Below are 21,518 nucleotides of genomic sequence, written 5' to 3'. Positions count from 1 at the left end.
GCGGAAGAAATATCGCCTCGGTAGAATTCCAATTCGCCACGCGCCAGTTCCAGTTCTCCAGCCATGAACCCTTTCATATAACTTTTTTGTATATGTTCATGATTACGGGTTATAACGTCGATAAACTCCTGCGGGCTTCCCTTTCTTGAAGAACCGGCGAAGTTGATCCACGCCCCCGGATAGTAAATGTCAAGTTTGCCCGAATCCTCCTCATGCACGCATTTGCAGGCTTTTTCAATGTAAACGTCAAAATCAAAAACGTCATCCGTTACGCTCATTAAACAGCGTATGTATGTCCAGCAAATATACAGCCTTGTCAGCGTGCGGTTCTTTATAGAGTCGTCATCAGGCAGTTTAAGGAATTTTGTTTCGTAATATTTCACAAGCTCAAGTGATTTTTGAAGTAATCCCTGGCAAATATATGTACGCAAATGCATATCCGCAAGAAACTCCACCTCATCAAAAGCGTCAGCCGGGGCGCGGTCTAAAATTTGCGCAGCGTATTTCGCAACATCCTGCGGTATTTGAGTGGTTAAGGAAGCTAAAATTAAAAGTATTGATTTATAGTCTCCTGTTTTTTCATAGTACGACATCGCGTCAATTTTAAAACCGTTACGTGCACACCAATTGCCTGAAATAGCGTAGGTTTCTTTTTTTTGGTCTTCGGAAATTAAATTTTGCTTTGTGCTTAAAAATTCCAAAAACAAAGGGTGAATTAGATACGCGTTGATAAAATTGTCCCTGCGAACATAAGCGCTTTGCTTTTCCAGTTCCGCGACAAGTTCTTCCTCATTTCCAGCGAGTTGGGTAATCAGTTCAACGGACAGGTGGTCGATAAGGGAAAGGCGCAACAGGAAATTTTGCAGGCGCTCGGAAATATCATTCCAAAGGTCAGTTTCTATTATGCCGAATATGTTTGTCCGCAGCGCGTTACGCACATAGCCGCTGTATCCGGGCGCTTTTTGAAAAGACTGCGCTATAAAATTAATCGCGAACGCCCAGCCGCCGGTATCCTGCATTATTTCGCGCAAGTTTTCATAGGATACTGATATATTGCGGCTGCGGAAATATTGTGCAAGCTCGCTTTCCGTAAAACGCAGATCATCTTCGCTTATATTGAATATTTTTTTCTCATAAGCGCTGTTAACTGTTTTAATGTTAGGAACGGTACGGGAAACAAGAAAAACCGACGTTCCAGGCGGCATTTTAAAAAGAATGCACTCCTCTATAAATTTAATTACAGAAGGCTCTTCAATGCAATGAAAATCATCCATGACGATGATCCGCCTTTTTTTCTCTACAAGATCGTTTAATAAGGTTAGATAATGATTAAGTTTATCGCTTGTGTCAGGAAAACCAAGTTTGGCCAACGCTTTAGTAAGGGGCGAGTTCACCTTCGCTAAGGCGTGGATATAACTTTCCCAAAAACGGGCGCCTGTATTGTCGCGTTGCGAAAGCTGAAGCCAAAATGTCGTCGCTTGATACTCCTGCGCGAAATCATGAACCGCGCAGGTTTTGCCATAACCGGCGCCGGCGCATACCACGACTACAGGGTATTTCACGGCTTCCGCAAACAGTTGGTTAAGCCGCGGGCGCTCGAAATTTAAGGAATTACGATTGTCAACATTGGCCTTTGACGTGGCCTTCATACAAAAATCTCCTTATTTTTGTTTATAATTTTTGTATATAATTTATTTTTTTATCATAATCATTCATTTATGTCAACTATTTTTAGTTAAGAAATTTATCCAAAAGATTTCACGCGATGAAAAATCATTCTGCGGACTTGAAACTAAATAAACTCTTAATAATAAGAAACCGGCTCTGTTTCAATTCCCGTTAAATATTCGTTTACGATACGCACTATGCAGGCATTGAGATATTCTACGGTAAATTCGCCGACTGTAGCCTGCAAATGGCTCCCGCCAATACCGCTGTCATCGGTAAGGAAAATATAGGTTCCGCCTGTAATAATGGCTTCCTGCCTGAGCAAATATTCGGTAGCGCGGTCTATTCCGCTGGAAGCGATTGGAATTATGCGGATGCCTTTTTGGGCGGCGGTTTTTATCGCGCTGGAGTAAACGGATTGGCTCTGTTGATTGTCATGGGGCGGCGCGTCGCAAACATGGAAAATAAGCCGCGTGGCGTTACCGCTGTTCCAATTTTTGCCTACGGCTTCCGTAAGCGCCCTGTCCATTGCTTCGGGAAAATCGCCGCCGCCGCTTGCGGATTGCCTGGCAAGATTTTGCCTCTGCTGCGCGATGTTGTCGGTAAAATCAAAGTATCGCGTAACGTATTCGTCGCCTATATCACGATAAAAGAGCAGCGCCAAACTGATGTTATAATCTGGATTGGCGGCGGCAATAGAGTTTATAACGTTTGAAATTTCCGATTTCAAATAAAGCATTTCATCGCCCATTGACCCCGTCGTATCAATAACAAACATTAAATCTAAGAGTGAACTTTTTTCCGTATTATCATTAAGCGCTATCAGAACAGGTTCGCCGTTATACGTTAAAATTTGCTGTGATTCTTTTCCAGCGGCATTTATTTTAATTGTTATATTTTCCCCTTTTACGTTGTAAGAAGGAAATAAATACGCGTTTCCGTTAGCGTTTGTTTTGGCGGAAAATAATTTTTGCCCTGAATGATACAAATCTACAATAGCGTCACCCGCGGGACTTTCCCCTGAAAATACGTTAACAATAACCATATAGCGCGTTTCAAAGCCAAAATATTCGATATAATTGGCAAAACCATTACGCCTTTGCTCTTCAGGAACACTGTCATCATCGGTTATGGTAAAAAGATTCAGATAAAAATCGTAATTTTTAAGATCGCTCCACTCGCCGCATGTAAGCTGTCCCGGTTTGGGCTTGCCTGCCGTTCCGTTTCCCCCATTGGAGCCTGCTTCCCCGCCGTCTGCTCCTTTTCCGCCGGACCCAGTAGTAGGATAACCGCCGCCAACGCCAACGCCAGAATCATCTCCGCTGTTTGAAAATTCAGAGCTGCAGGAAACGATAATAAAAACCAATATCGTAATAGATAATAAAAATATTCTTTTCATAGAATAAATATAACACAATTCAGACAAAAAAACTAGGAAAATTTATCGAAAGAACCTCACACTAAGATCACTAAGAAACAAAGATCACAAAGGGGGAAATAGGGTTTTTGTCCGTTATCTTATCGTAAAGACCACGCATAGCCCTCGGACAAAACCCCCTTCTTCCCTCTTCCTTTGTGTTCTTTGTACCTTTGTGATCTTTGTGTGAAAATCTTGCGAATTAATTTCTGCCCAACAGAGAGGCGTACTCTTTCTCGTAACGCTTTAAAACAGGGTGATCGGGGGATATGGCAAGACCTTGTTTTAGGTAATAGACGGCGCGGCGTTCTTCACGGCGGTCGTGGTAAATTTGGAACATGGCGATAATGGCGTCCAAGTTTCTGGGGTCTTCAAAAAGGCTGGAACGCAGATCACCTAACGCGTCTTCCTGATTTGACTGTAAACGGCTTCGCAGATAATAGTATCGGCTCTTAATTTGACTTGTGCTTGCGGAATTAATACGGCTTTCCAGCAAACGCGCCGCTTCGTCCCTTCTGCCGGAATTAATCAGGGCGGAAATATAAATCGCCGCGTACTCATGATTGGAATTATCGCGCTCAAACAATTCACGGGCATAGTTAAGCGCCCTTGCGTTATTTCCCAGCCCCCGTTCAACATTATACGCGTCCATAATGTCCTGAACAGTTCTGCGGACGGCAAGAATACGGTTCAAATACCCCTGCGCCTCCTGCCACTGTTCACGTTGAATTGCGTCCCTAAGGCTTAGGCTTAGCACTTCTATGGAAGAGCCGTTTATCCTCCTGAGGCGCTCAAGCATTTCCCTGCCCTCACTTTGATCCGCCGGGCGCTGGGACTCCATGAGCAAACCGGCGGCATAAACAAGGGCTTCCGTATCATCGGGATTAACGCGTAAAATCGAGCGAAGGTAGTTTAACGCCGAATCGCGGTTGCGGTTTCCTTCCGCCTGTATTCTGGCGCGTAAGAAAAGATAAGTTCTGTTGTTTGGGTTAATGGAGGCGTAACTGTCCAATGAAGTATTTGACTGCGAATACTGCCCTTGCTCAAGAAGGATAGAGGCTTTTATTAAAATGATTTCTCCGTCTCTTGGATCCGCCTGCAGAATCTCGTCCACTGCGGACATAGCCCGTGACAAGTCATGGTTTCTGTAATAACAAATGGCGCGTTCCCTTTTAATTTGAATGCTGTCGGGGTAACGTATAATCAACTCGGATAAAATATCAATCGCTTCTTGCGGAAAACCGGCAATCCTTCTCGCTCGGGCAACGCCTATCCTTGCGGGATAACATTCGTCTGAGATTTGATACGCCTGCCTAAATGAGCGTTCCGCCTGACTGTACCGTTGCGCTCTTTCGTGTATAAACCCTTGAAACAGAGGCGGCAAAACGGAATTGGGTTTTAGCGTTTGCGCTAATTCAAGGTCTTTTAAAATATCCGCAAGAACGCCAGCTTCCGTTTGATCATTCACAGCCAAAAATGGCAGAATATGTTCAAAAAAATCAGTCGAATTTTGAGCAGGCGGGTCATAAACGCCCTTCTCGGCATCCCTGATAATCCGGGTATAATTTGACGTTTGCGGAAGATCGACGACCGGAAGCCTCGCCAATGAATCGGGATAAATCAACTTGATCAGCGTAGTATTAATGCCGGCCATTATACGGCCAAATTCAGTACCGCTTAATTCCCTGCTGCGGATCAATTCAAGCGCTTGCAGCATTGATGACAAAATTCCAGTTTCTGTCAAACTCCTTATTTCTTCCGAAAGACTGCCGGAAAGGTGTGCGCTAGGCTCGGATTGATGTTTTGTATTTTCAATTTTTTGCTCGGCGGATTTCGGCTTTTCAGGTCTTGTTTTTTCAACTCCTGATTTATCAGCTGTTGATTTACAGGAAAGAACGGCAAGTGAGAAAAAAAATATAACAAAAATGCGATTCCAAGTTTTTAATACCACTCTTAATTATCCAAAACAAAAAATTTTCCCCGAAGAAAAGGATAGATCACATATACAAAATATTAACACAATGATAGTATCAATAACAATGGATATTAAGAAAAAATTAAAGTTTTTCGCGTGTTTCACATTATTATTATCGGTTTTAATAACGATATCATGTAATTTTAAGCCTTCCGGACTTGACCAGTATTATCTTACCGGCTCAAAGGAAGACAGGAAAAACATTACGGAATTGTTTAATTTATTAAAAACGGAAAAACCCGGCAGTGACGGCGAATTTGCGGTGACAAGGGAAATTGCCACAAGTTTCGCAAGGTTAAAAGATTATGAAAGAGTTATCCATTTTTTAAGCGCGAAAACCATCAATAATCCGGCTGACCCTTACAACGGCTACTATTTCCTCATGGTCGCATACGCGTATATCCAGCGGGAATCTGAGCCGATAGTCGCCCTTTATTTTGATTTGATTTTAAAAAATTATCCCGACCTTATCATTAATGACGAGTCCATTCACCTTGTTTGCCTGCGCCATCTTATCAACGAGACCGACAATCCAAAACACCTGGTCTGGTACTACAACGAGCTAATTTCCAGATTTGCCGATAAAATTGATCCGGGAACCACATATTTTATGCTTGGGCAAGCATGCGAGCGGGCAGGCGACTGGAATGGCGCGATTGCGGCATATACAAATTACCTGCCGTACACGGGGACAATTATCCCCGGCTTCCCCCAGGCAGACCAATACGCGAAAAATCAGGTTGATTTTAGCAGGTCCCAAAAAGACTGGACATTTGAAAGCCTTGGCGCGTTAAGAAGCGCGGTCGAAGACGCTCTGGACGCCGGCAGCGCAAATACGCTTATGAGATACCAGACAAAGGTGAACTTTTTTGCGCGTTCATGGGAACAGGTGGAAACCGACGATATTGGCTTAAACAGATTTAATCTTGCCCAATTTATGTCCGGTAACCACATCAAATATGCCTCCACTCTTGACGCGTCTTCAAATTCAACCGAAGCGTTTTTAAGAACAAGCGGCTGGTCATTTTCGCTTAATACATGGTATCTGTACTTCAGAAAGATTTATTTCCCGCAGGACCCTGAAATTCACGGAAGGTGGGAATGGGCGGGGATTTACTACGGAGAAAAATTTTGAGCTTATTCAGGGTATTTCACTCAAAAGCGCAAAAGCGTAACGGGGATTTACTTATTTTTTTGTTATATACAATTATTATAACATTAGCTCAAGCGGAAGAAAGACCTATGCGCGGCAAACTTCCCGATCCAACGCTGCCGCCTCCTTCCGCAAGCTCCTCATTTATTTTTACGCCCGCCTCAAATTCGCTAATTACAGACACGGCTCTTGAACAGCCCTTGACTCAACGTTACATTGAGCAGTATTCAAGTCCGCACGGTATTGCCACTCTCAACTCCGTTTTGGGCAGGGGGAGCCTATATCTGCCGTTTATCAAGGAGGAAGTCGCCCGGCGTAATATGCCGCCGGAACTGGCTTATCTCCCCGTTATTGAATCTGGTTTTGTGATAACGGCAAGAAGCAAGTCGGGCGCTGTCGGTCTTTGGCAATTTATGCTTAACAGCATTTCGCCGTATAAAATAAGGGTTACTGACTTTATAGATGAGCGGCGCGATTTTGAAAAATCGACTATAGCCGCCCTGCAAAAACTTGATGAAAATTACAGAACGCTTGGCAGTTGGGAACTTGCGCTTGCGGCATATAACAGCGGGTTGGGAGCTATAAACAAAATTGTAAAAAAAACAGGTAGGCACGATTACTGGGAACTTGTTAAAAAAGGCGATTTAAGGCAGGAAACCCTGCATTTTGTACCCAAATTAATCGCCGCAACCTATATTATTTCACAGCCAAGAAAATACGGCGTTAATGTCTGGCATGAAAAAGTCGATTGGACAGCCATTCCGCTTAACCGCCAGATTTCTATCGATATTCTAGCTAACGAAACAGGCGTTTCCAAAGAGCTATTACGCAGTCTTAACGCGGAACTTCTCCACGGGATAAGCCCCGCGGAAGACGGCTACCGGTTAAAAGTCCCAACGGCTTATCTTGAAAAAATTACTGACGCTCTTGAAAGCCAAGATTTGCAGCTGCTCCGCTACCATTACCATATAGTCCGCCAAGGGGACACATTGTGGTCGATGTCAAGGTATTATGGCACTTCCGTTCACATTATCGAACAGCACAATCCCGGTATTTCTGGCCGTTTATTAAAAATAGGGGAAACAATCATTATTCCGGCGTTTGGAAACACGCCCCCGCCTCAAAGTACGCCTGTAACAGTACCGTCCAATTTGCCGGGAACCCACGTTGTGCAAAAAGGCGAAACTTTCTGGTCCTTAGGCAGAAAATACGGTATCGATCCACAAGTGCTTGCGGAGGCAAATGGCCTAAAGTTAAATGATATTCTGCATGAAGGAAGAACCATTAGAGTGCCGATAATAGAGTAACTGATATGAAAAGATTGATAATATTAACCTTGATTTTCTTCTCTGTTATTGGCGTGTTTGGACAGGCAAAAACGGGCATTTCCGGCACTGTAGAGTGGGACACTTTACGGATTAACGCGGTTGTTTCGCTGAACCTCGCCGAAGCGGGGGTAAAACTTCCGTCGGGGAGAACCCAAGGGGAATCTCTTTTAAACTTAAGTTATTTAAGCCTGATACAACCGTGCCTTTTGGGCTTACAGGTTGACTCTTCTTCTACAATGGCTGACCTTGTTGACCGTGGGGAATTAAACCTTACGCAAATAGAAGCAATCGCGCGTGGGGCAAATTTAACGTCTCCAGCCCTTTCGCTGGATATGAAAAATATTACCACGTCCGTAAAAATTTCCATCTCAAACATCAGCGCCTCTCTTTTACGTCATACCCGATCTTCCCCCGTTTCAAGAACATTAAGCCCTATTTCTACGGCGCGGTACACGGGGATAATTATTATCGCCGTGGACGAACTCCCTGTTTACGGATTAAAAAAAACCGCCATGCCAGTCCCATGCCTGTTTCCAAAAATTTGGGACAGCGAAATGAACCTTATCTATGAACGTTTTATGCTTGAGCCTCAAGGCGCCGCGCAGGGGTTTTCAATGGTACGCTATTCCGCGTCGAAAAATATTTTTCAAAGCAACCCTTCCGGCTTATCCGATGATTTACGTGAAATCGTAGGGGACAGGCCTTTGCGCATATTCGCGCGCGGCGTATTCGGAATAAAGCCCACTGACCTTATCATCGAAAGAAGCGACGCGCTTGTAATTATTTCATCCGAAGAAAACCGCCGCCTGTTGTCGCAGGGGAAAGTCGTATTTATTCTTGACGAATCCGTTTTGCGCTATGAATTTGGCGAATAATAAATTTGCCTACCGTCGCGGCTATTGTCTGTTGCAAGATAATGCTCATCAATGTGGGCAGAACCGCCGCCTGGGGGAAAAATGTTACGGCGATTGTCATAACAGCGCTGTTATTTTTTAACCCGCCTGCGATAACCAAGGCGGCGCTTTTTTCATAATTACAACGCGCCGCGATACCGTTAAGCCTAGAGAGCAGAAACCCCGCTATTGTTAAAATAACGCACAGCAGAGTAACGCCCCAAACAAGGGGATCGTTAAACCGTATAACATCGGCTATGGCCGCCGAGTTTGCCGCAATAACAAGCATCAGGCAGAATTTGGCAAGCGGATCAAGATACGGGCATATTTTTCGCGGTATCGCGCCCTTGCTTGTTTCGTTTAACGCGACTCCTATGACCGTTGGAACCACAACCATAAAAATAAGGGAGACAGCGATGCCGCTCATGTCCATCGCTATTTTTGCCCCTAAAAAAACCGAAAGAGTAAGCGGAACAATAAGCGGGGCAAGCAAAGTGTCAAGGAGTATTAAAGAGAGTCCTAACGCTTTATCTCCGTTAAAAATCGCAGACCAGATAAAGCCTGAAACGGCGGTAGGGCCTGTAAAAAGAAGGATAAAACCGGCTACCACGTCGGGATTGTTAAAAAAAACTGAAGATGAAAAGAGAGCGGCTAACGGCATCAATATGTGGCTTGAAAAAAAGAAAAGCAAAATAGGAGCGGGGCTTTTAACCGCGACTCCCAATTCAACGGCGGTAAGTTTTAGGGAGCCTGAAAACGTCATAATGCTGAACAGTAAAATAACATAGGGGCGCAGAGGCAAGAAAACACTCGGCAGAAATAAACCAAGCGCGACGGATAAAGGAGTTATAACGGGAATAAAGCGGTCCATGGCGTTGTTTAGTTTAAAAAGAAATCCGTTAATTCCCTGTGAAGAGCGCATATTTTAAAATTTCCGCTAATTTTCCAGAATGGTAATTTCCACCCTTCTGTTTCTACGCATACCTTCTTCGGTACTGTTATCCGCAATCGGCATATCCGCTCCATACCCGCGAATAACCATGCGGTCCGCTGTACGGACATCGTTAGCAAGAAAATAATCCGCCACCGCCTTTGCCCTATCATGGGAAAGTTTAAGATGATCCTCTCTTGTTCCCCTTGCCAAAGCGGTATGTCCGCTAATGACAATATCCCTGTCGGAATAGCGTTTTAAAATCACGGCAATCCTTTCAAGTTTTGCCTGTTCGCCGGGAAGCATTTTAGCCGAATCGGGGTAAAACTGGATATTTTCGAGGGTTAATGAAATTCCCCCGTCAACAACGCGCACGTCAACATCGTTTATTTTAAGGCGGTCTATTTCTTTTTTTATCTCATCTACAAGCTGTTCCTTGTTCATTTCCTCAGACTCGATAAACTCGGCCTGCGCCGTCCCGCGAAATTCAATTTTTCTTTTATCTGACATTTCAAACGTTAGGCGAAAACTTTCCTCATAAGCTATCGCCTGCCCAAGCGAATGATCCCAGTAAACAATTTGGTCAAAATCGCCCATTATACGCACGGGATAAATACGCCCCCTAACGGCAGGCGGCCTTGAAGCTATTTTATAACTTACTGAAAAAGCCGGATAACTTTTTCCCTTCCATTCGCGCTGTCCCACATAGGCATAATTCGCCGTAAACGGTATTTTGTACGGCTCCTGTATTCCAAACGCGTCCCTAAAATCGTGTATCTCGTACCCATCGGCTTTCCATTTGTCCATTACATTTAAATTCCTGTCAGGGAACACGGGTACGTTACGCACAACCGGCATATAATACTTTGGGTCTATCGTGAGGTATCCAAGTTTATCCCGCTCAAAAACCGAATCATATTCCCTAGTCCACGAAAACCCCGACTCCGCCTGAGCGGCGCTTCCCGAACTGTAAACAAGCCTCTCAGAAGTTTGAAAAACCGCCTTATGTTCCCCCTTGCCGTCATTTACCCCCGTCACTTCCACCGCGATACGGTTAAGTATTTCAGCTCGATGGCTTAAAACCCCGTTAATAAAAACCGCCTCATCAACAACGGAGAGTATCCTGTATTTAGCGCCAAGTATGTGTTTATACTCAAAATTTTCGCACTTCGCGCTAAAAGGTTGAAAAACACTAAACAATATAAAAACTAAAATTAGCTTTATTCTTACCATATATTAAATATACACTTTTTTTTACCATTATTCCAATTAGTTCGAAAAGACCTCTCGCAAAGGCGCAGAGGCGCAAAGTCGTTGTTCATAGTATTATCTTTAACTTTCAAGATCCATATTAAAACAAATATATCTTGTATAACGAAAATCTATCAAACATAAACTTTGCGCCTTTGCGACTTCGCGCCTCTGCGAGATAAAATTTGGAAATAATTCTTTGTTAAATCTCAGCTTTTACGAAATGTTAGCAATTTTAGCGCGTTTTTACAAAGTATAAGATTTTTATCATCTTCACATAAGCCGCTATTTTCCAGTCCTTTTATGTAACGTGAAGGCGGTAAAATTGGGAAATCGCTGCCGAAGATAATTTTTTCGCATAGGCCTAAAGCTTTCGCAGCGCGGTAAATTCGCTCATCGAAAAGATACGGAGTGACGGCGATGTCATAGTACACATTGCGGAAACTTGCCTTGATTTCTTTCATTGTCTCATAGATAAAAATCCCGCCGCCCCAATGGGCGAGGATTATTTTTAAGTCGGGGTTGTTAAGGATAAATTTTTCAATATCTTTCATTTGTATATTTGTTTTTCCCGGGTAATAATGGCCGATAGTTTCATTTGTATGGAGCAGTAACGGCATACCAAGTTCTTTACACGCGCCTGTTAAATCGGAAGTTTCCTTTTCATTTACAAGGTCAATACTCTGCCCTTCTGGAAAAAGTTCTCCTACGCCAATTAGCCCGTTGTTATAACAGCGTTCTATCTCTTTTGCGGCCTCTTTGCAGGGTGGAACGACCGCGAAGCCCGTCAGTTTTTCGGGGAACTGTTTTGTTTTTTCTATTACATAATCGTTCACATAACGGCACAGGCCTAAATCGTTAAAACCAAAACCAAAAATTACCGCTCTGTCAAAACAGTCTTTCTCCAATACGGAAACAACATCTTCCGCCGTAGCGAATTTATTCACTTTACTATGCGAAATCAGCGAAAAGTACGGCTCTTTTTCGGCGTATTGAGTCCAGTTAGCGATAATATCAGGCGGCGTTACGTGAACATGACAATCAATTTTCATTTAAAACTCCTTTTTCAATTTCACTTTGGGGGCCTGTAAAAATGCCGATTTTATTTAAGCCTGAAAGAAGTGGCGTTCCGGCAAGCATTGCCGCGGACGCGAAAATAGCGCGTTCAATGGGAGCGGTAAATGTCAGTATCGCCCAAATTTCTTTTGGCTGTTTGTACAATACAAGAGAGAAAAAATTCCCCACTGTTGCTCCTCCTATAAGTCCGCTGAAAGCGCATAGCCAAATTGCAGGAAATTTTATCCACTTGTTTTTACTTTCAAACATCCACCGCGCGAATATCGTCGCGATTATCAAAACAACAAAACCTAATCCGTAAAAAAACAGCGGCAACAGGATAACGCTTCTGCCTATTTCCTGCGTAAACCAGAGAATCGTTCCTGTAATGTATACGATAATCGCTCCGTTGATGATGAAATTTCCGGCTGAGTTAATAGCGACAGGAGGCCATTTTCCCCACGCGATACATCCGGCTGTAAAAGCGGTAGTCGTCCCCACGATAAAAGTGCCAAGCCCCATCCATGCGGTGTAAGGCGCGATTAATGAGCCGATAAAGCCGCCCGCCGCCGAGCATAGGGCGCCGGCTAAGGGGCCGAAAAAAATTCCCGAAAGCGGATAAAGTACCGCAGATAAAGAAAAAGTCCCGCCCGTTCCTAAGATTGGAATAGTCGGCAATAAATGCCCCGCAGCGATAACGGCTGCCCAAACGCTTATAACGGCGGGGTGAATAGTGAAATTCTTTTTTTTGCTAATCTTCGCGTCTTCCATCAAATACAATCCCGTCTTTTTCCATTTTAATCAGCCTGTGGGCATATTCGCCAGCCAAAACCATGTTATGCGTAATAAAAATAATTGTAAAGCCCTCCGAATGAAGATCGCGGGCAATATTCATAATTTTTAAACTGCCACAGTAATCATTGCCAACGTCAACTTCGTCAAAAATAATTATTTTACTATTCATCGCAAGAACGCACGCGATTAACGTCTTCGAGCGATCCTGCCTGCTTAACGCGGGAGGAAAAGCGTCCGCGTCGTTAAGACCCACGGTTTTTAAGGCAGTTTCCACCCTTCGCTTTATTTCAGTTTTTGAAAGACGCATATTTTTAAGCGCGAAAGCCGCCTCATTGTAAATGGAATCGGTAAAAAGCTGGGTATCGGGGTTTTGCATAACGAATCCCACGTCTTTTGAAATATCACTAACGGAAAGTTTATTTGTATTTTTGCCGCGAATGAAAATATCCCCCGCGCAAGGGCGTAAAAGGCCTGTAATACATTTAAGCAGAGTCGTTTTTCCGCAGCCGTTATCGCCCGTTATGGCGATAAAATCATTCTCCGCGATTGACAGATTGATATTTTTTATTCCCGAACCGTTTGAATATGAAAAGCAAAGATTTTTTATATCGATCACAGGGTTATCATAAGAAACATTTCGCGGCAAAAAATTTTTAAAATTACCGGTAATAGGCTGTATGCCGTTATTTTCCAATAATGCCCTGTCAGAAAAAATATTTTTAGCTGTATCAAGCGCGGCAATTTTTCCGTCTTTAAGAATACAAACCCTGTCCGCAAATTCAACAACTTTCGCGCTTTCGTGCATTGCCATAATTATTGTTATTTTTTCTTTTTTTCGCATATCGCTTAAAACGGACATTACTTCCCGCGCTCCCTGAGTATCCAGGCGGCACAGGGGTTCGTCAAGAACCAATACTTTCCCTTTCATCGCCATAGCTGCTGCAATAGCGAGACGCTGCTTTTCGCCGCCAGACAGAGTTGAGGGCGCTCTGTCTTCAAAACCTGCAAGCCCGACGGCGCGAAGAGCGAAGTTTACCCTTTCTTTGATTTCTTGCGGCGGTAAAAGGATATTTTGCGGCCCGAAAGCGGCTTCATAACGGACAGACGAGGTAAAAAGCTGAGCGTCAGGATCATCAAGCGTCATACCGACTTTAAGAGCCAACTGCGGGACGGAGGATTTTACGGTATCCGCGCCGTCAACTGTAACCGCTCCCGATAAATGACCGCCGCTTAGATGGGGAATAATACCGTTAATCAGTTTGCAAAGAGTGGTTTTTCCCGCTCCGTTTTCGCCCATTACGGCGAGAAACTCGCCTTCTGCCACGGATAAATTTATCCCTTCAAGCGCGTAATTTTTGGCGCGGGGGTATTTGAAACTGACATTATCAAAATTTACTACGCACATTCTTCACGCTCAATATAAATTTTTAAAAGTAAAATTAATAAACATCATAATTACAAAAAAAACAACACAGCCCGCAATAAAGAAAAAATCCAAACGCTTCATTTTTGGTTTTTCAAGCCATGTTCTTGTTTTGTAAACGCCAAACGCCCTGGAATCCATTACAACCGAAGAGGTTTGCGCCTTACGCATTGCGCCTAACATCAGCGGGACAAGCAAGTTTATATAGGATTTTATCCCGAATTCGCGCGTTCCACGCAATTTTTGCGCGTCCATAATTAAAAGAGCCTCTTCCTTAAAAGCCGGAATAAGGTTTATTGCCGAAGTTATTACAAAGGCGGCGCGATAATTAACGCCAAGAGCGCAAAGTCCGGCGCTTATTTGATGAGGAGAAGTTGTCAGCGTCAACATGGGCAAAAGAAGCGTTAAAGCGACCAGACGGCATACAATTACAATACCGAGGATAAATCCTTCCCATTTTAGGGAACCTGCGCCGCCTAAAAACGGAAACGACGCTGGAAAAAGAGGCTTTACGATGTATGTTTCGCCAGGACCGAACAGCGTCTGAATGAAAATAATAAAAGCCGCTAACAATGTTAGATTTTTTAAGTATTTAAAACCTTTAGGCGGCATTCCCGCGGTAAAACGAATAACAATAAATGACGCCAACAAACAGGCGGCGGCAACAAGAGTATTAATAAAAAAAATCAAAAAGGTAAGCAGTAAAACAAAAAACAATTTTGTTCTTGCGTCCAGATTAAAAAAGACAGACATATATCACCTTTATATATAATTCTAATAATAACTATAGACAAAAAAATTATTATGTGCTATACTAAAAATATATCACGTAAAAAAAAGGAGAATTTTTTAAATGACTGATGCAAAGACACGCCTGGCAAACAGGGAGAGGCAAAGAAGGTATCGAGAAGCGCACAGAGATGAAATTAACGAACAGCGGAAGGAAAGGTACAACGACCGCATTTCAAAGGGAAAATGCCCCAGATGCGGAGGCAAGGTAAAAAAAGGCTACATCCTATGCGCGGCCTGCAGCGATTATCAGGCCAACCTGAACCGCAAGTACGCCAAACAGAAAAAAACCGTTGTAAAAAAAGCAGGCAAAAAGACCGCCGCTAAACCCAAAGCCAAGAAAGCGACCAAATCAAAAAAATAAAATATTTTTCCAATTATTTTATTAAAAACCGTGTTCACTTACACGGTTTTTTTGTTATAAAAATAAATGTTTACAAAAGGACCTCTCGCAAAGGCGCAGAGGCGCAAAGTTGTTGTTCGCAGGATCATCGTTTTTCCTTCAATATTTGTAGTCAAAATTATATATCTTGATCAATAATGAGTTATCGGACATAAACCTTGCGCCCTTTGCGTCTCCGCGCCTTTGCGTGAACCTCTTCTCCGAGGTTTTCCTACAGACTCCTGCGCCTTTGCGAGAGAAAATTTGAGAATAATATTTTTAAGTGTGAGTAAAAGGAAGTTCGTTCTGAGGTTCGATTTTTTTTGAAAGTAAGCGGTTTATTATGCCGGCGTTATCCAGAAGGCTTGAAACTGACTGGTTTTGGTGAAGGCGGGAAATTACATCCGCGAAAAGACGCGAAATATTGACGTTTACGTACCATTCGCGCTTTACAACTTCTTCCTGATAGACGGCGTTTGTCCCGATTATGCGGTAAAACAGGCCTTCGCTGTACGCTTCATCAAAGTGGGAAATGGCGTTACCGGAGAAAAGAGGCAGGCTGATAGCGCAGATAATCCTGCGGGCGCCGTTTTCTTTAAGGTGCTTCATTCCCTTTATCAACGTGCCGCCCGTCCCTAAAATGTCATCCGCCATGAAGACGGTTTTGTCCCTCACGTTGCCAAGAAGGCGTATTTGCGAAATATTTGACTGGGTAGCGTCCTTTGACAATTTGGAATAATCCCTTTCCTTGTATAGCAACGCCAACGGCTTTTTTAGAGCGGAGGCGTAAAATTTATTTCTGTCCACAGCGCCGGTGTCTGGGGAAACAACGACAAAATCATCGTTTAGAATATCATCCATATTTATCAAAGTTTGAATAATTTGATAGCTGGCATGAAGATTTTCAAGGCGTAAGTCGTTAAAAATATTCATGATGTCCCTGGAATGAATATCAAGCGTAATAATTCGGTCTACCCCAAGGCTTTCAAGAATTTTTCCGATTCTGCTCGCGGTAAGCCCTTCCCTTCCCTTCGCCTTGTGCTGACGCGAATACGGGTAATTCGGTATTACAAGGGTAATTCTCTCCGCGCCAGCCTGATGAGCGGCGTCAATCGTGACAAAAATGGTCATCAAATGATCGTTTATAGACAAATTATTTACAACTTCGCCTGAAAATTTTACAGGGTAGTGGTTTTCCACATCCTGAAAAATATATACGTCTTTGCCCCGGATTGATTCTTGAATCTCGGATTTTATCTCACCGTTTGGAAACAATGAAAATTTAACGGGAATTTTAAACGGTGCGCTATTTTTTACAGTGCCGCTTTGGGACGCTGTTCCCCGCGCGACAATTTTATTTATAAGCTCTATTTGCAGGTCTACCTGATCCGCGCTTAAATTGTAACGTTTTGAAATGTCTTCCACCGTTTGTTTGCGGCTAGAATGGTATTTACGATGAAGGTGTTGAATTACCTCATCAGCGAAGATTTCCCCGCCGGGACACGCAATTACGGCTAAATTCGCTGGATTGAAGTACTTCATGGCTTAACTATTATTTAACATAAAGCAAACAAAAAATCAAGCCCACGAGCGGCTTCTTTCAACCGCTTTGTGCCAGCCTGTAACCAGTTTTTCACGCTTTTCCATGTCAATTTTAGGGGTAAAAACAGTGTCCTGCCGCCAGCGGTTTTTTACCTCTGCCAAGTTTCTCCAAAACCCGACGGTGATTCCGGCTAAACACGCCGCTCCAAGCGCGGTCGTCTCCCTAATAACCGGGCGCACAATAGCCGCGCGGCACATATCAGACTGGAACTGCATAAGAAATTTATCCCTGCTCGCCCCGCCGTCAACTTTTAATTCCTTTATTTTTACGTCAAGGTCGCTTTCCATCGCGTTTAAAAGATCCATTACCTGATAGGCGATGGATTCCTGCGCCGCCCTTATAATGTGCGCTCTTTTTGTTCCGCGCGTGATACCGATTATGCAACCCCGCGCGTACATGTCCCAATAAGGGGCGCCAAGACCGGTAAAAGCGGGAACAAGGTAGACGCCGCCAGTATTCTTAACTTTTTCCGCGTAATATTCGCTGTCCGCGCTGTCGGTAATAATTCGCAATTCGTCCCTAAGCCATTGAATAACCGCCCCTCCCGTAAAGACCGAACCCTCAAGCACGTACTGCGGTTTATCGCTGAAGCCCGCGGCAATGGTGGTTAAAAGCCCGTTCCCGCTGACTGCGGCGCTTGTGCCGGTATTCATTAATAGGAAACAGCCGGTGCCGTAAGTGCATTTTGCGTCTCCTTTTTCAAAACAGCACTGCCCAAAAAGCGCCGCCTGTTGATCCCCCGCGTCCCCTGCAATGGGAATTTCAACGCCGTTAATAACAGCGGACGCTAACACCGCGCCTGACGGCTTTACCTGCGGAAGCATAACGCGCGGAATATCCAAAGCTCTAAGAAGGGTGTCGTCCCAATCAAGTTTATGAATGTCGAATATCATCGTTCTGCTGGCGTTGGTGTAATCCGTCACATGGGCTTTGCCGCCGGATAATTTCCAGATTAGCCATGTATCGACTGTGCCAAAAAGTATCTCGCCCTTTTGCGCCCTCTCCCTAGCGCCTTGAACGTTATCAAGTATCCATTTAATTTTAGTCCCTGAAAAATAAGCGTCGGGAATAAGCCCAGTAGTTTTTTTTATATGATCGCCAAGCCCGTCTTTTACATGCGCGTCAACAATCGCCGACGTTCTTCTGCATTGCCACACAATCGCGTTGTAAATGGGCGTGCCGGTATTTTTATCCCAAAGAATCGTCGTCTCACGCTGGTTTGTTATGCCTATGGCGGCAATATCACCCGCTTTTATTTTTGCCTTGTTGATAATATCAGTCATCACGGAGTATTGGGTGGAAAATATTTCCATTGGATCATGCTCCACCCAGCCTTCACGAGGATAAATCTGGGAAAACTCCTTCTGCCCTACCGCGGTGATATTTTGCCCATGATCAAAAAGAATCGCCCGGGAGCTTGTAGTCCCCTGATCCAGCGAAAGAACATATTTGCCCATAACTCCCCCAATTATTTAGTTTTCATTACTTCCACGCCGTTCCAGTCCGCAGGCGGCGGCGCGGAAGCGTATTCCACGCATCTTTTATACAGATTGTCCGCGTTAAAATCATCGGGTAATATTTCAAGCGCTTCTTTAAATTTTTGCGCCGCTTCGGCAAAGGAACGCGAATAATAAAGTTTCATTCCCTGATTATGCAAAGGCCACGCTTTTTGCTCAGACGGCGAGAGCGTTTTTTTTACCGTGAAGATTCTCACTCCTTTGGTCTTGCCCTTTACCGCCACAGTGTCAATAAGCCTGTAATTAAGGCCTGCGTTAGGTGAAGTTTTTCGCAATTCTTCAAACAGGCTTTCTGAAATCAATATTTCTGAATGATAAGTTTTTGTCAGCCCTTCCATCCGTGACGCTAAATTTACCGCGTCCCCGATTACCGTGTAATCCATCTTGCGCTCGCTGCCTATATTGCCGACCGTTACTTCGCCAAAGTTAATGCCAATTCCTATTTTAAATTCGCACTTGCCAAGTTTGCGCTGGTTTTCGTTAAATTTTAAAACAGCGTCCGTCATTTCAAGAGCCGACAAGACCGATTGCAGCGCGTCATCTTCGTGTTTTTCGGGCGCGCCCCAAATAGCCATAATAGCGTCGCCTATGTATTTGTCTACAATTCCTTTCCTATTATAGATAATGTCAACCTGCCCCGAAAAATAGCGGTTAAGCGAGTGAACTAAATCATCGGGGGCCATTCCTTCGGAAATTGTAGTAAAGGAGCGGATGTCGGAGAAGAGTATTGACAGCCTGCGGTTGTCTCCCACAAGCATTTTTTCAGGAGACGCGAAGAAGCGCTCGATTACGTCATTTGGCACGTATTTTTGGAAAATTTGACGGATGCGCTCTTCTTTTTTACCGGCAAGAACCGCGTCAAACGCGTAACGCTTTATCTGCGAATACGCCCTGTCCAATTCTCCCGTCATGTTATTGAACGTTTGCGCTAGAATGCCGGTTTCGTCGTTATACTCAACTTCAACTTTAGACGAAAGATCAGCCGTCTCAATTATTGATTCCATTGTTTTAACAACCCGACCAAGTGGATTTGTCAGGCGGCGGGTAACAATGATAAGCATAATAACGGCAATCGCGACCGCCGCTACCAAAGTGATAATTGTCTGTACGGTGATTAAATTCGCGTCCGCGTAAAATACCCGCTCTTTTTCGCTGATTAAAATATACCAGTCAAACGGGGTAAAATAAAAAGATTGAAAAATACGTTTTTCGCCGCCGATAACGGCAGTTTGCAGTCCCTGTTTTTCACTATTTAATAGCTGCAATAGCGTCTTTGCCTCGGAAGGTAATAGTTCCGCTCCGGAACCATCCCCATAGGTTGACATTGCCACCTTACCGGCATTATCCACCGCAAAGATAATTTCCGTGTCGCTTAAAAGAATACTGCGCCCGTACTGTTCAACGGCTTTTTTTGCCGCTTCGACCATTTCCGGCCTTCCTGCGAAATTATTATCGACTAAAAGCGACCATTGGTTATTGGCGAATTTCTCAAGCTCTCCAAGCTTAAACCCCAAAAGCTCTCTCGCGAGGCGGGTGACCCCGTTTACAGCCTGAAAATAAGACGCGGTTTCCGCAAGGACAAGCGGGACGATGATTAAAGGCAGTACGACAAGGAACATTTTTAACCGGATTTTCATTCTGTAATTATAAAGAAACCTGCTTATAATCTCAAGGGGGGCAAAAAATCATCCGATATTATAAATATGAAACGTTATAGTATTAAATGCTTATCGGGCAATTCGGAATTTGTCGATATTCTGAACGAAACGGACGATGAATATCTGGTTCGGTTTACGCGGAGCAGGAACGGAAACGTAAAAACATCTGAAGAAAAAATCACACGCCACCTCTTTAATATTTGCGTACAAACCGGGTATCTGAATCCGGTGGAAAGTTCCGCCGCCTGATATTTATCTCTGGTTCGGGGGATGTGAGAAGAATTTTTACCACGAACCACACGAACCAAATAGAGAAAAATTTCACACGAAGAACACAAAGGGACAAAGATCACTAAGGGGAAGAGGGGATTTTTGTCCTAGGATTTGCGTTGAAAAGCGGCAGCTGATATAGTACGTTGCTACTACACGACGTACAATCTAACCTGACAACTTGCAAGTGGTCAGGCGTTTATTTTTACCTTGACAGAAACGGTAAACACTACTATATTCAAAGTATGACAACTGCCGCAATATTAATGAGAGAGATTGAAACCATGCCAGAATCCGTCGCGGCTGAGGTGCTTGATTTTACCATGTTTATAAAGGGTAAACATCCTTCGGCACAACCACGCAACGGAATAGCGATAAAAGACGCTTACGGTATTTTTAAGGAATTAAAAGGAATAGATACCACCATTGAACGGGATGATCGTGTTCATTATTTTTCAAAATAAAAGTTTCCTATCGCAAAGACGCAAAGTACACAAAGCTTATATCCGATAATTCATTTTGAAGGAAAAACGATAATTTTACAAACAACAACTTTGCGCTTATCCTGTTGCGTACATACTTTATTCCAAGTGGGCAAGATGTATGCCCAAAGAATTTATTTAGTACAGTCAGGGCATACATCGTTCTATAACACAGCCGTTAAATGTACTGTAAAGGTTTTGCGTATTCCGGCTTTTTTGTACAAGTTTATGTCTCTTATCTTATCGTAAAGCCAACGCATCTCCTAGGACAGAAATCTTCTTTGTGTTCTTTGTACCTTCGTGCTCTTTGTGAGAAATTTAGCGAAAAAATGAAAAAATGATCTAAAATATCCCTTGTTCTAACTCTAAATAGACAGTATATTTTTTATATGGGCGAAAATATAGAGTTTAACCATGCGGCATTTAGGCATGGTATCAGCGAGGAAAGAATATGCTGTGCTCTTAAAAAACCCGAATATGAAGGTCCTTTGGATGATGACGGAAATAAATATATTGTTCTTGGATTCGACAACTCCGGCAATCTGCTTGAAATATTGTACAATCGCATAGATGATGAAACAATCAATGTATTTCATGCGATGACATGCCGAAGTATTTTTTATCCATTATTGGACGCATAGGAGAAAAACATGGCTAGAATGACTGAAGAAGAAGCTGATTATTGGGATGAGTACTACACAAAAAACCCTCCAAAGATTGACCCATCCAAAAAAGGTGGCTATTTTACCAGACAGCGAGAATTGCTTGAAGTACTTGATAAAGTTTCTGCTGATTACATAATAAGCTGCTCTATGTCAACAAACAAAATGCCCACTCAAATAATCGGGGAATGAAACTTTATTATTCGCGTTCCTTTGCCGAAGCGGCGCAAAAATTTAAAGAAGCGCTTGAAATATTACCCGATGA

20 protein-coding genes are annotated in these 21,518 nt (G+C 43.5%); 8 read left to right on the top strand and 12 right to left on the bottom strand.

Annotated features, from left to right (window positions below; all coding sequences use genetic code 11):
• The 3 genes from ACYVRA_RS04675 to ACYVRA_RS04665 form a co-directional block, all read right to left on the bottom strand.
• Window positions 1-1,649, bottom strand: a 1,649-nt coding sequence (locus tag ACYVRA_RS04675) for a hypothetical protein (RefSeq protein WP_461251591.1), incomplete at its 3' end; no start/stop codon positions are given.
• A 155-nt stretch (window positions 1,650-1,804) separates the two neighbouring features.
• A complete protein-coding gene (locus ACYVRA_RS04670; protein WP_461251590.1) occupies window positions 1,805-3,067 on the bottom strand; it encodes a vWA domain-containing protein in 1,263 nt (420 codons plus the stop codon).
• Window positions 3,068-3,287: 220 nt separating this feature from the next.
• Window positions 3,288-5,036, bottom strand: coding sequence for a tetratricopeptide repeat protein (locus tag ACYVRA_RS04665; protein ID WP_461251589.1), 1,749 nt, complete (start codon window positions 5,034-5,036; stop codon window positions 3,288-3,290).
• 70 nt (window positions 5,037-5,106) lie between these two features.
• Here ACYVRA_RS04665 and ACYVRA_RS04660 point away from each other — a divergent pair, with 70 nt between their 5' ends.
• From ACYVRA_RS04660 to ACYVRA_RS04650, 3 genes are read left to right on the top strand one after another with little or no spacing between them, the layout of a single operon-like run.
• Complete coding sequence (locus ACYVRA_RS04660; RefSeq protein ID WP_461251588.1) at window positions 5,107-6,195, top strand: tetratricopeptide repeat protein; 1,089 nt, start codon at window positions 5,107-5,109, stop codon at window positions 6,193-6,195.
• Window positions 6,192-7,520, top strand: a complete 1,329-nt coding sequence (locus ACYVRA_RS04655) for a LysM peptidoglycan-binding domain-containing protein (RefSeq protein ID WP_461251587.1) — start codon at window positions 6,192-6,194, stop codon at window positions 7,518-7,520. Before ACYVRA_RS04660 ends, ACYVRA_RS04655 begins: the two co-directional genes overlap by 4 nt.
• A 5-nt stretch (window positions 7,521-7,525) precedes the next feature.
• Entirely contained in the window at window positions 7,526-8,416 is an 891-nt protein-coding gene (locus ACYVRA_RS04650) for a polymerase (RefSeq protein ID WP_461251586.1), read from the top strand.
• Here ACYVRA_RS04650 and ACYVRA_RS04645 read toward each other — a convergent pair.
• The 6 genes from ACYVRA_RS04645 to ACYVRA_RS04620 all read right to left on the bottom strand — a co-directional run bounded on the left by ACYVRA_RS04645 (window position 8,373) and on the right by ACYVRA_RS04620 (window position 14,643).
• Window positions 8,373-9,356 carry a bile acid:sodium symporter family protein gene (locus ACYVRA_RS04645; RefSeq protein WP_461251585.1) on the bottom strand — a complete coding sequence of 328 codons (984 nt, stop codon included), beginning with the start codon at window positions 9,354-9,356 and terminating at the stop codon, window positions 8,373-8,375. The genes ACYVRA_RS04650 and ACYVRA_RS04645 overlap by 44 nt on opposite strands.
• Before the next feature lie 15 nt (window positions 9,357-9,371).
• A complete protein-coding gene (locus tag ACYVRA_RS04640; protein ID WP_461251584.1) occupies window positions 9,372-10,598 on the bottom strand; it encodes an OmpA family protein in 1,227 nt (408 codons plus the stop codon).
• 227 nt (window positions 10,599-10,825) lie between these two features.
• The gene (locus ACYVRA_RS04635; RefSeq protein WP_461251583.1) at window positions 10,826-11,668 is read right to left on the bottom strand and encodes an amidohydrolase family protein; all 843 of its coding nucleotides are present in this window, start codon (window positions 11,666-11,668) and stop codon (window positions 10,826-10,828) included.
• Window positions 11,658-12,443 carry an ECF transporter S component gene (locus tag ACYVRA_RS04630; protein ID WP_461251582.1) on the bottom strand — a complete coding sequence of 262 codons (786 nt, stop codon included), beginning with the start codon at window positions 12,441-12,443 and terminating at the stop codon, window positions 11,658-11,660. Before ACYVRA_RS04630 ends, ACYVRA_RS04635 begins: the two co-directional genes overlap by 11 nt.
• Window positions 12,424-13,872: an ABC transporter ATP-binding protein gene (locus ACYVRA_RS04625; RefSeq protein ID WP_461251581.1), complete on the bottom strand. Its 1,449-nt coding sequence runs from the start codon at window positions 13,870-13,872 to the stop codon at window positions 12,424-12,426. The genes ACYVRA_RS04630 and ACYVRA_RS04625 overlap by 20 nt, the downstream gene beginning before the upstream one ends.
• Before the next feature lie 9 nt (window positions 13,873-13,881).
• Window positions 13,882-14,643, bottom strand: a complete 762-nt coding sequence (locus ACYVRA_RS04620) for an energy-coupling factor transporter transmembrane component T family protein (protein ID WP_461251580.1) — start codon at window positions 14,641-14,643, stop codon at window positions 13,882-13,884.
• Between the two features lie 100 nt (window positions 14,644-14,743).
• Between ACYVRA_RS04620 and ACYVRA_RS04615 the strand changes: the two genes are divergently transcribed.
• Window positions 14,744-15,043: a hypothetical protein gene (locus tag ACYVRA_RS04615; protein WP_461251579.1), complete on the top strand. Its 300-nt coding sequence runs from the start codon at window positions 14,744-14,746 to the stop codon at window positions 15,041-15,043.
• Window positions 15,044-15,340: 297 nt separating this feature from the next.
• Here the strand turns inward: ACYVRA_RS04615 and prs are convergent, their stop codons facing one another.
• From prs to ACYVRA_RS04600, 3 genes are read right to left on the bottom strand one after another with little or no spacing between them, the layout of a single operon-like run.
• Window positions 15,341-16,603 carry a ribose-phosphate diphosphokinase gene (gene prs / locus ACYVRA_RS04610; protein ID WP_461251578.1) on the bottom strand — a complete coding sequence of 421 codons (1,263 nt, stop codon included), beginning with the start codon at window positions 16,601-16,603 and terminating at the stop codon, window positions 15,341-15,343.
• Between the two features lie 36 nt (window positions 16,604-16,639).
• Window positions 16,640-18,121 carry a glycerol kinase GlpK gene (gene glpK / locus ACYVRA_RS04605; RefSeq protein ID WP_461251577.1) on the bottom strand — a complete coding sequence of 494 codons (1,482 nt, stop codon included), beginning with the start codon at window positions 18,119-18,121 and terminating at the stop codon, window positions 16,640-16,642.
• A gap of 11 nt (window positions 18,122-18,132) precedes the next feature.
• Window positions 18,133-19,818 carry an adenylate/guanylate cyclase domain-containing protein gene (locus ACYVRA_RS04600; protein WP_461251576.1) on the bottom strand — a complete coding sequence of 562 codons (1,686 nt, stop codon included), beginning with the start codon at window positions 19,816-19,818 and terminating at the stop codon, window positions 18,133-18,135.
• 66 nt (window positions 19,819-19,884) lie between these two features.
• Between ACYVRA_RS04600 and ACYVRA_RS04595 the strand changes: the two genes are divergently transcribed.
• The 4 genes from ACYVRA_RS04595 (at window position 19,885) to ACYVRA_RS04580 (ending at window position 21,445) form a co-directional block, all read left to right on the top strand.
• Window positions 19,885-20,088 carry a hypothetical protein gene (locus tag ACYVRA_RS04595; protein ID WP_461251575.1) on the top strand — a complete coding sequence of 68 codons (204 nt, stop codon included), beginning with the start codon at window positions 19,885-19,887 and terminating at the stop codon, window positions 20,086-20,088.
• Window positions 20,089-20,354: 266 nt separating this feature from the next.
• Window positions 20,355-20,573, top strand: coding sequence for a hypothetical protein (locus ACYVRA_RS04590; RefSeq protein ID WP_461251574.1), 219 nt, complete (start codon window positions 20,355-20,357; stop codon window positions 20,571-20,573).
• A 407-nt stretch (window positions 20,574-20,980) separates the two neighbouring features.
• Window positions 20,981-21,232, top strand: a complete 252-nt coding sequence (locus ACYVRA_RS04585) for a hypothetical protein (protein ID WP_461251573.1) — start codon at window positions 20,981-20,983, stop codon at window positions 21,230-21,232.
• Between the two features lie 9 nt (window positions 21,233-21,241).
• The gene (locus ACYVRA_RS04580; RefSeq protein WP_461251572.1) at window positions 21,242-21,445 is read left to right on the top strand and encodes a hypothetical protein; all 204 of its coding nucleotides are present in this window, start codon (window positions 21,242-21,244) and stop codon (window positions 21,443-21,445) included.
• Window positions 21,446-21,518: the final 73 nt, after the last annotated feature.

This window comes from Treponema sp. R8-4-B8 (assembly GCF_054786175.1).
The sequence above is the reverse complement of the archived record's forward strand: the minus strand, read 5'-3'. Positions and strand labels throughout refer to the sequence as shown.

Bases quoted from the DNA above. Each gene is read 5' to 3' on its own strand.
- ACYVRA_RS04670 (WP_461251590.1), bottom strand. From the start codon at position 3,067: ATGAAAAGAATATTTTTATTATCTATTACGATATTGGTTTTTATTATC.
- ACYVRA_RS04660 (WP_461251588.1), top strand. From the start codon at position 5,107: ATGATAGTATCAATAACAATGGATATTAAGAAAAAATTAAAGTTTTTC.
- ACYVRA_RS04650 (WP_461251586.1), top strand. From the start codon at position 7,526: ATGAAAAGATTGATAATATTAACCTTGATTTTCTTCTCTGTTATTGGC.
- ACYVRA_RS04645 (WP_461251585.1), bottom strand. From the start codon at position 9,356: ATGCGCTCTTCACAGGGAATTAACGGATTTCTTTTTAAACTAAACAAC.
- ACYVRA_RS04640 (WP_461251584.1), bottom strand. From the start codon at position 10,598: ATGGTAAGAATAAAGCTAATTTTAGTTTTTATATTGTTTAGTGTTTTT.
- ACYVRA_RS04635 (WP_461251583.1), bottom strand. From the start codon at position 11,668: ATGAAAATTGATTGTCATGTTCACGTAACGCCGCCTGATATTATCGCT.
- ACYVRA_RS04630 (WP_461251582.1), bottom strand. From the start codon at position 12,443: ATGGAAGACGCGAAGATTAGCAAAAAAAAGAATTTCACTATTCACCCC.
- ACYVRA_RS04625 (WP_461251581.1), bottom strand. From the start codon at position 13,872: ATGTGCGTAGTAAATTTTGATAATGTCAGTTTCAAATACCCCCGCGCC.
- ACYVRA_RS04620 (WP_461251580.1), bottom strand. From the start codon at position 14,643: ATGTCTGTCTTTTTTAATCTGGACGCAAGAACAAAATTGTTTTTTGTT.
- ACYVRA_RS04615 (WP_461251579.1), top strand. From the start codon at position 14,744: ATGACTGATGCAAAGACACGCCTGGCAAACAGGGAGAGGCAAAGAAGG.
- prs (WP_461251578.1), bottom strand. From the start codon at position 16,603: ATGAAGTACTTCAATCCAGCGAATTTAGCCGTAATTGCGTGTCCCGGC.
- glpK (WP_461251577.1), bottom strand. From the start codon at position 18,121: ATGGGCAAATATGTTCTTTCGCTGGATCAGGGGACTACAAGCTCCCGG.
- ACYVRA_RS04600 (WP_461251576.1), bottom strand. From the start codon at position 19,818: ATGAAAATCCGGTTAAAAATGTTCCTTGTCGTACTGCCTTTAATCATC.
- ACYVRA_RS04595 (WP_461251575.1), top strand. From the start codon at position 19,885: ATGAAACGTTATAGTATTAAATGCTTATCGGGCAATTCGGAATTTGTC.
- ACYVRA_RS04590 (WP_461251574.1), top strand. From the start codon at position 20,355: ATGACAACTGCCGCAATATTAATGAGAGAGATTGAAACCATGCCAGAA.
- ACYVRA_RS04585 (WP_461251573.1), top strand. From the start codon at position 20,981: ATGGGCGAAAATATAGAGTTTAACCATGCGGCATTTAGGCATGGTATC.
- ACYVRA_RS04580 (WP_461251572.1), top strand. From the start codon at position 21,242: ATGGCTAGAATGACTGAAGAAGAAGCTGATTATTGGGATGAGTACTAC.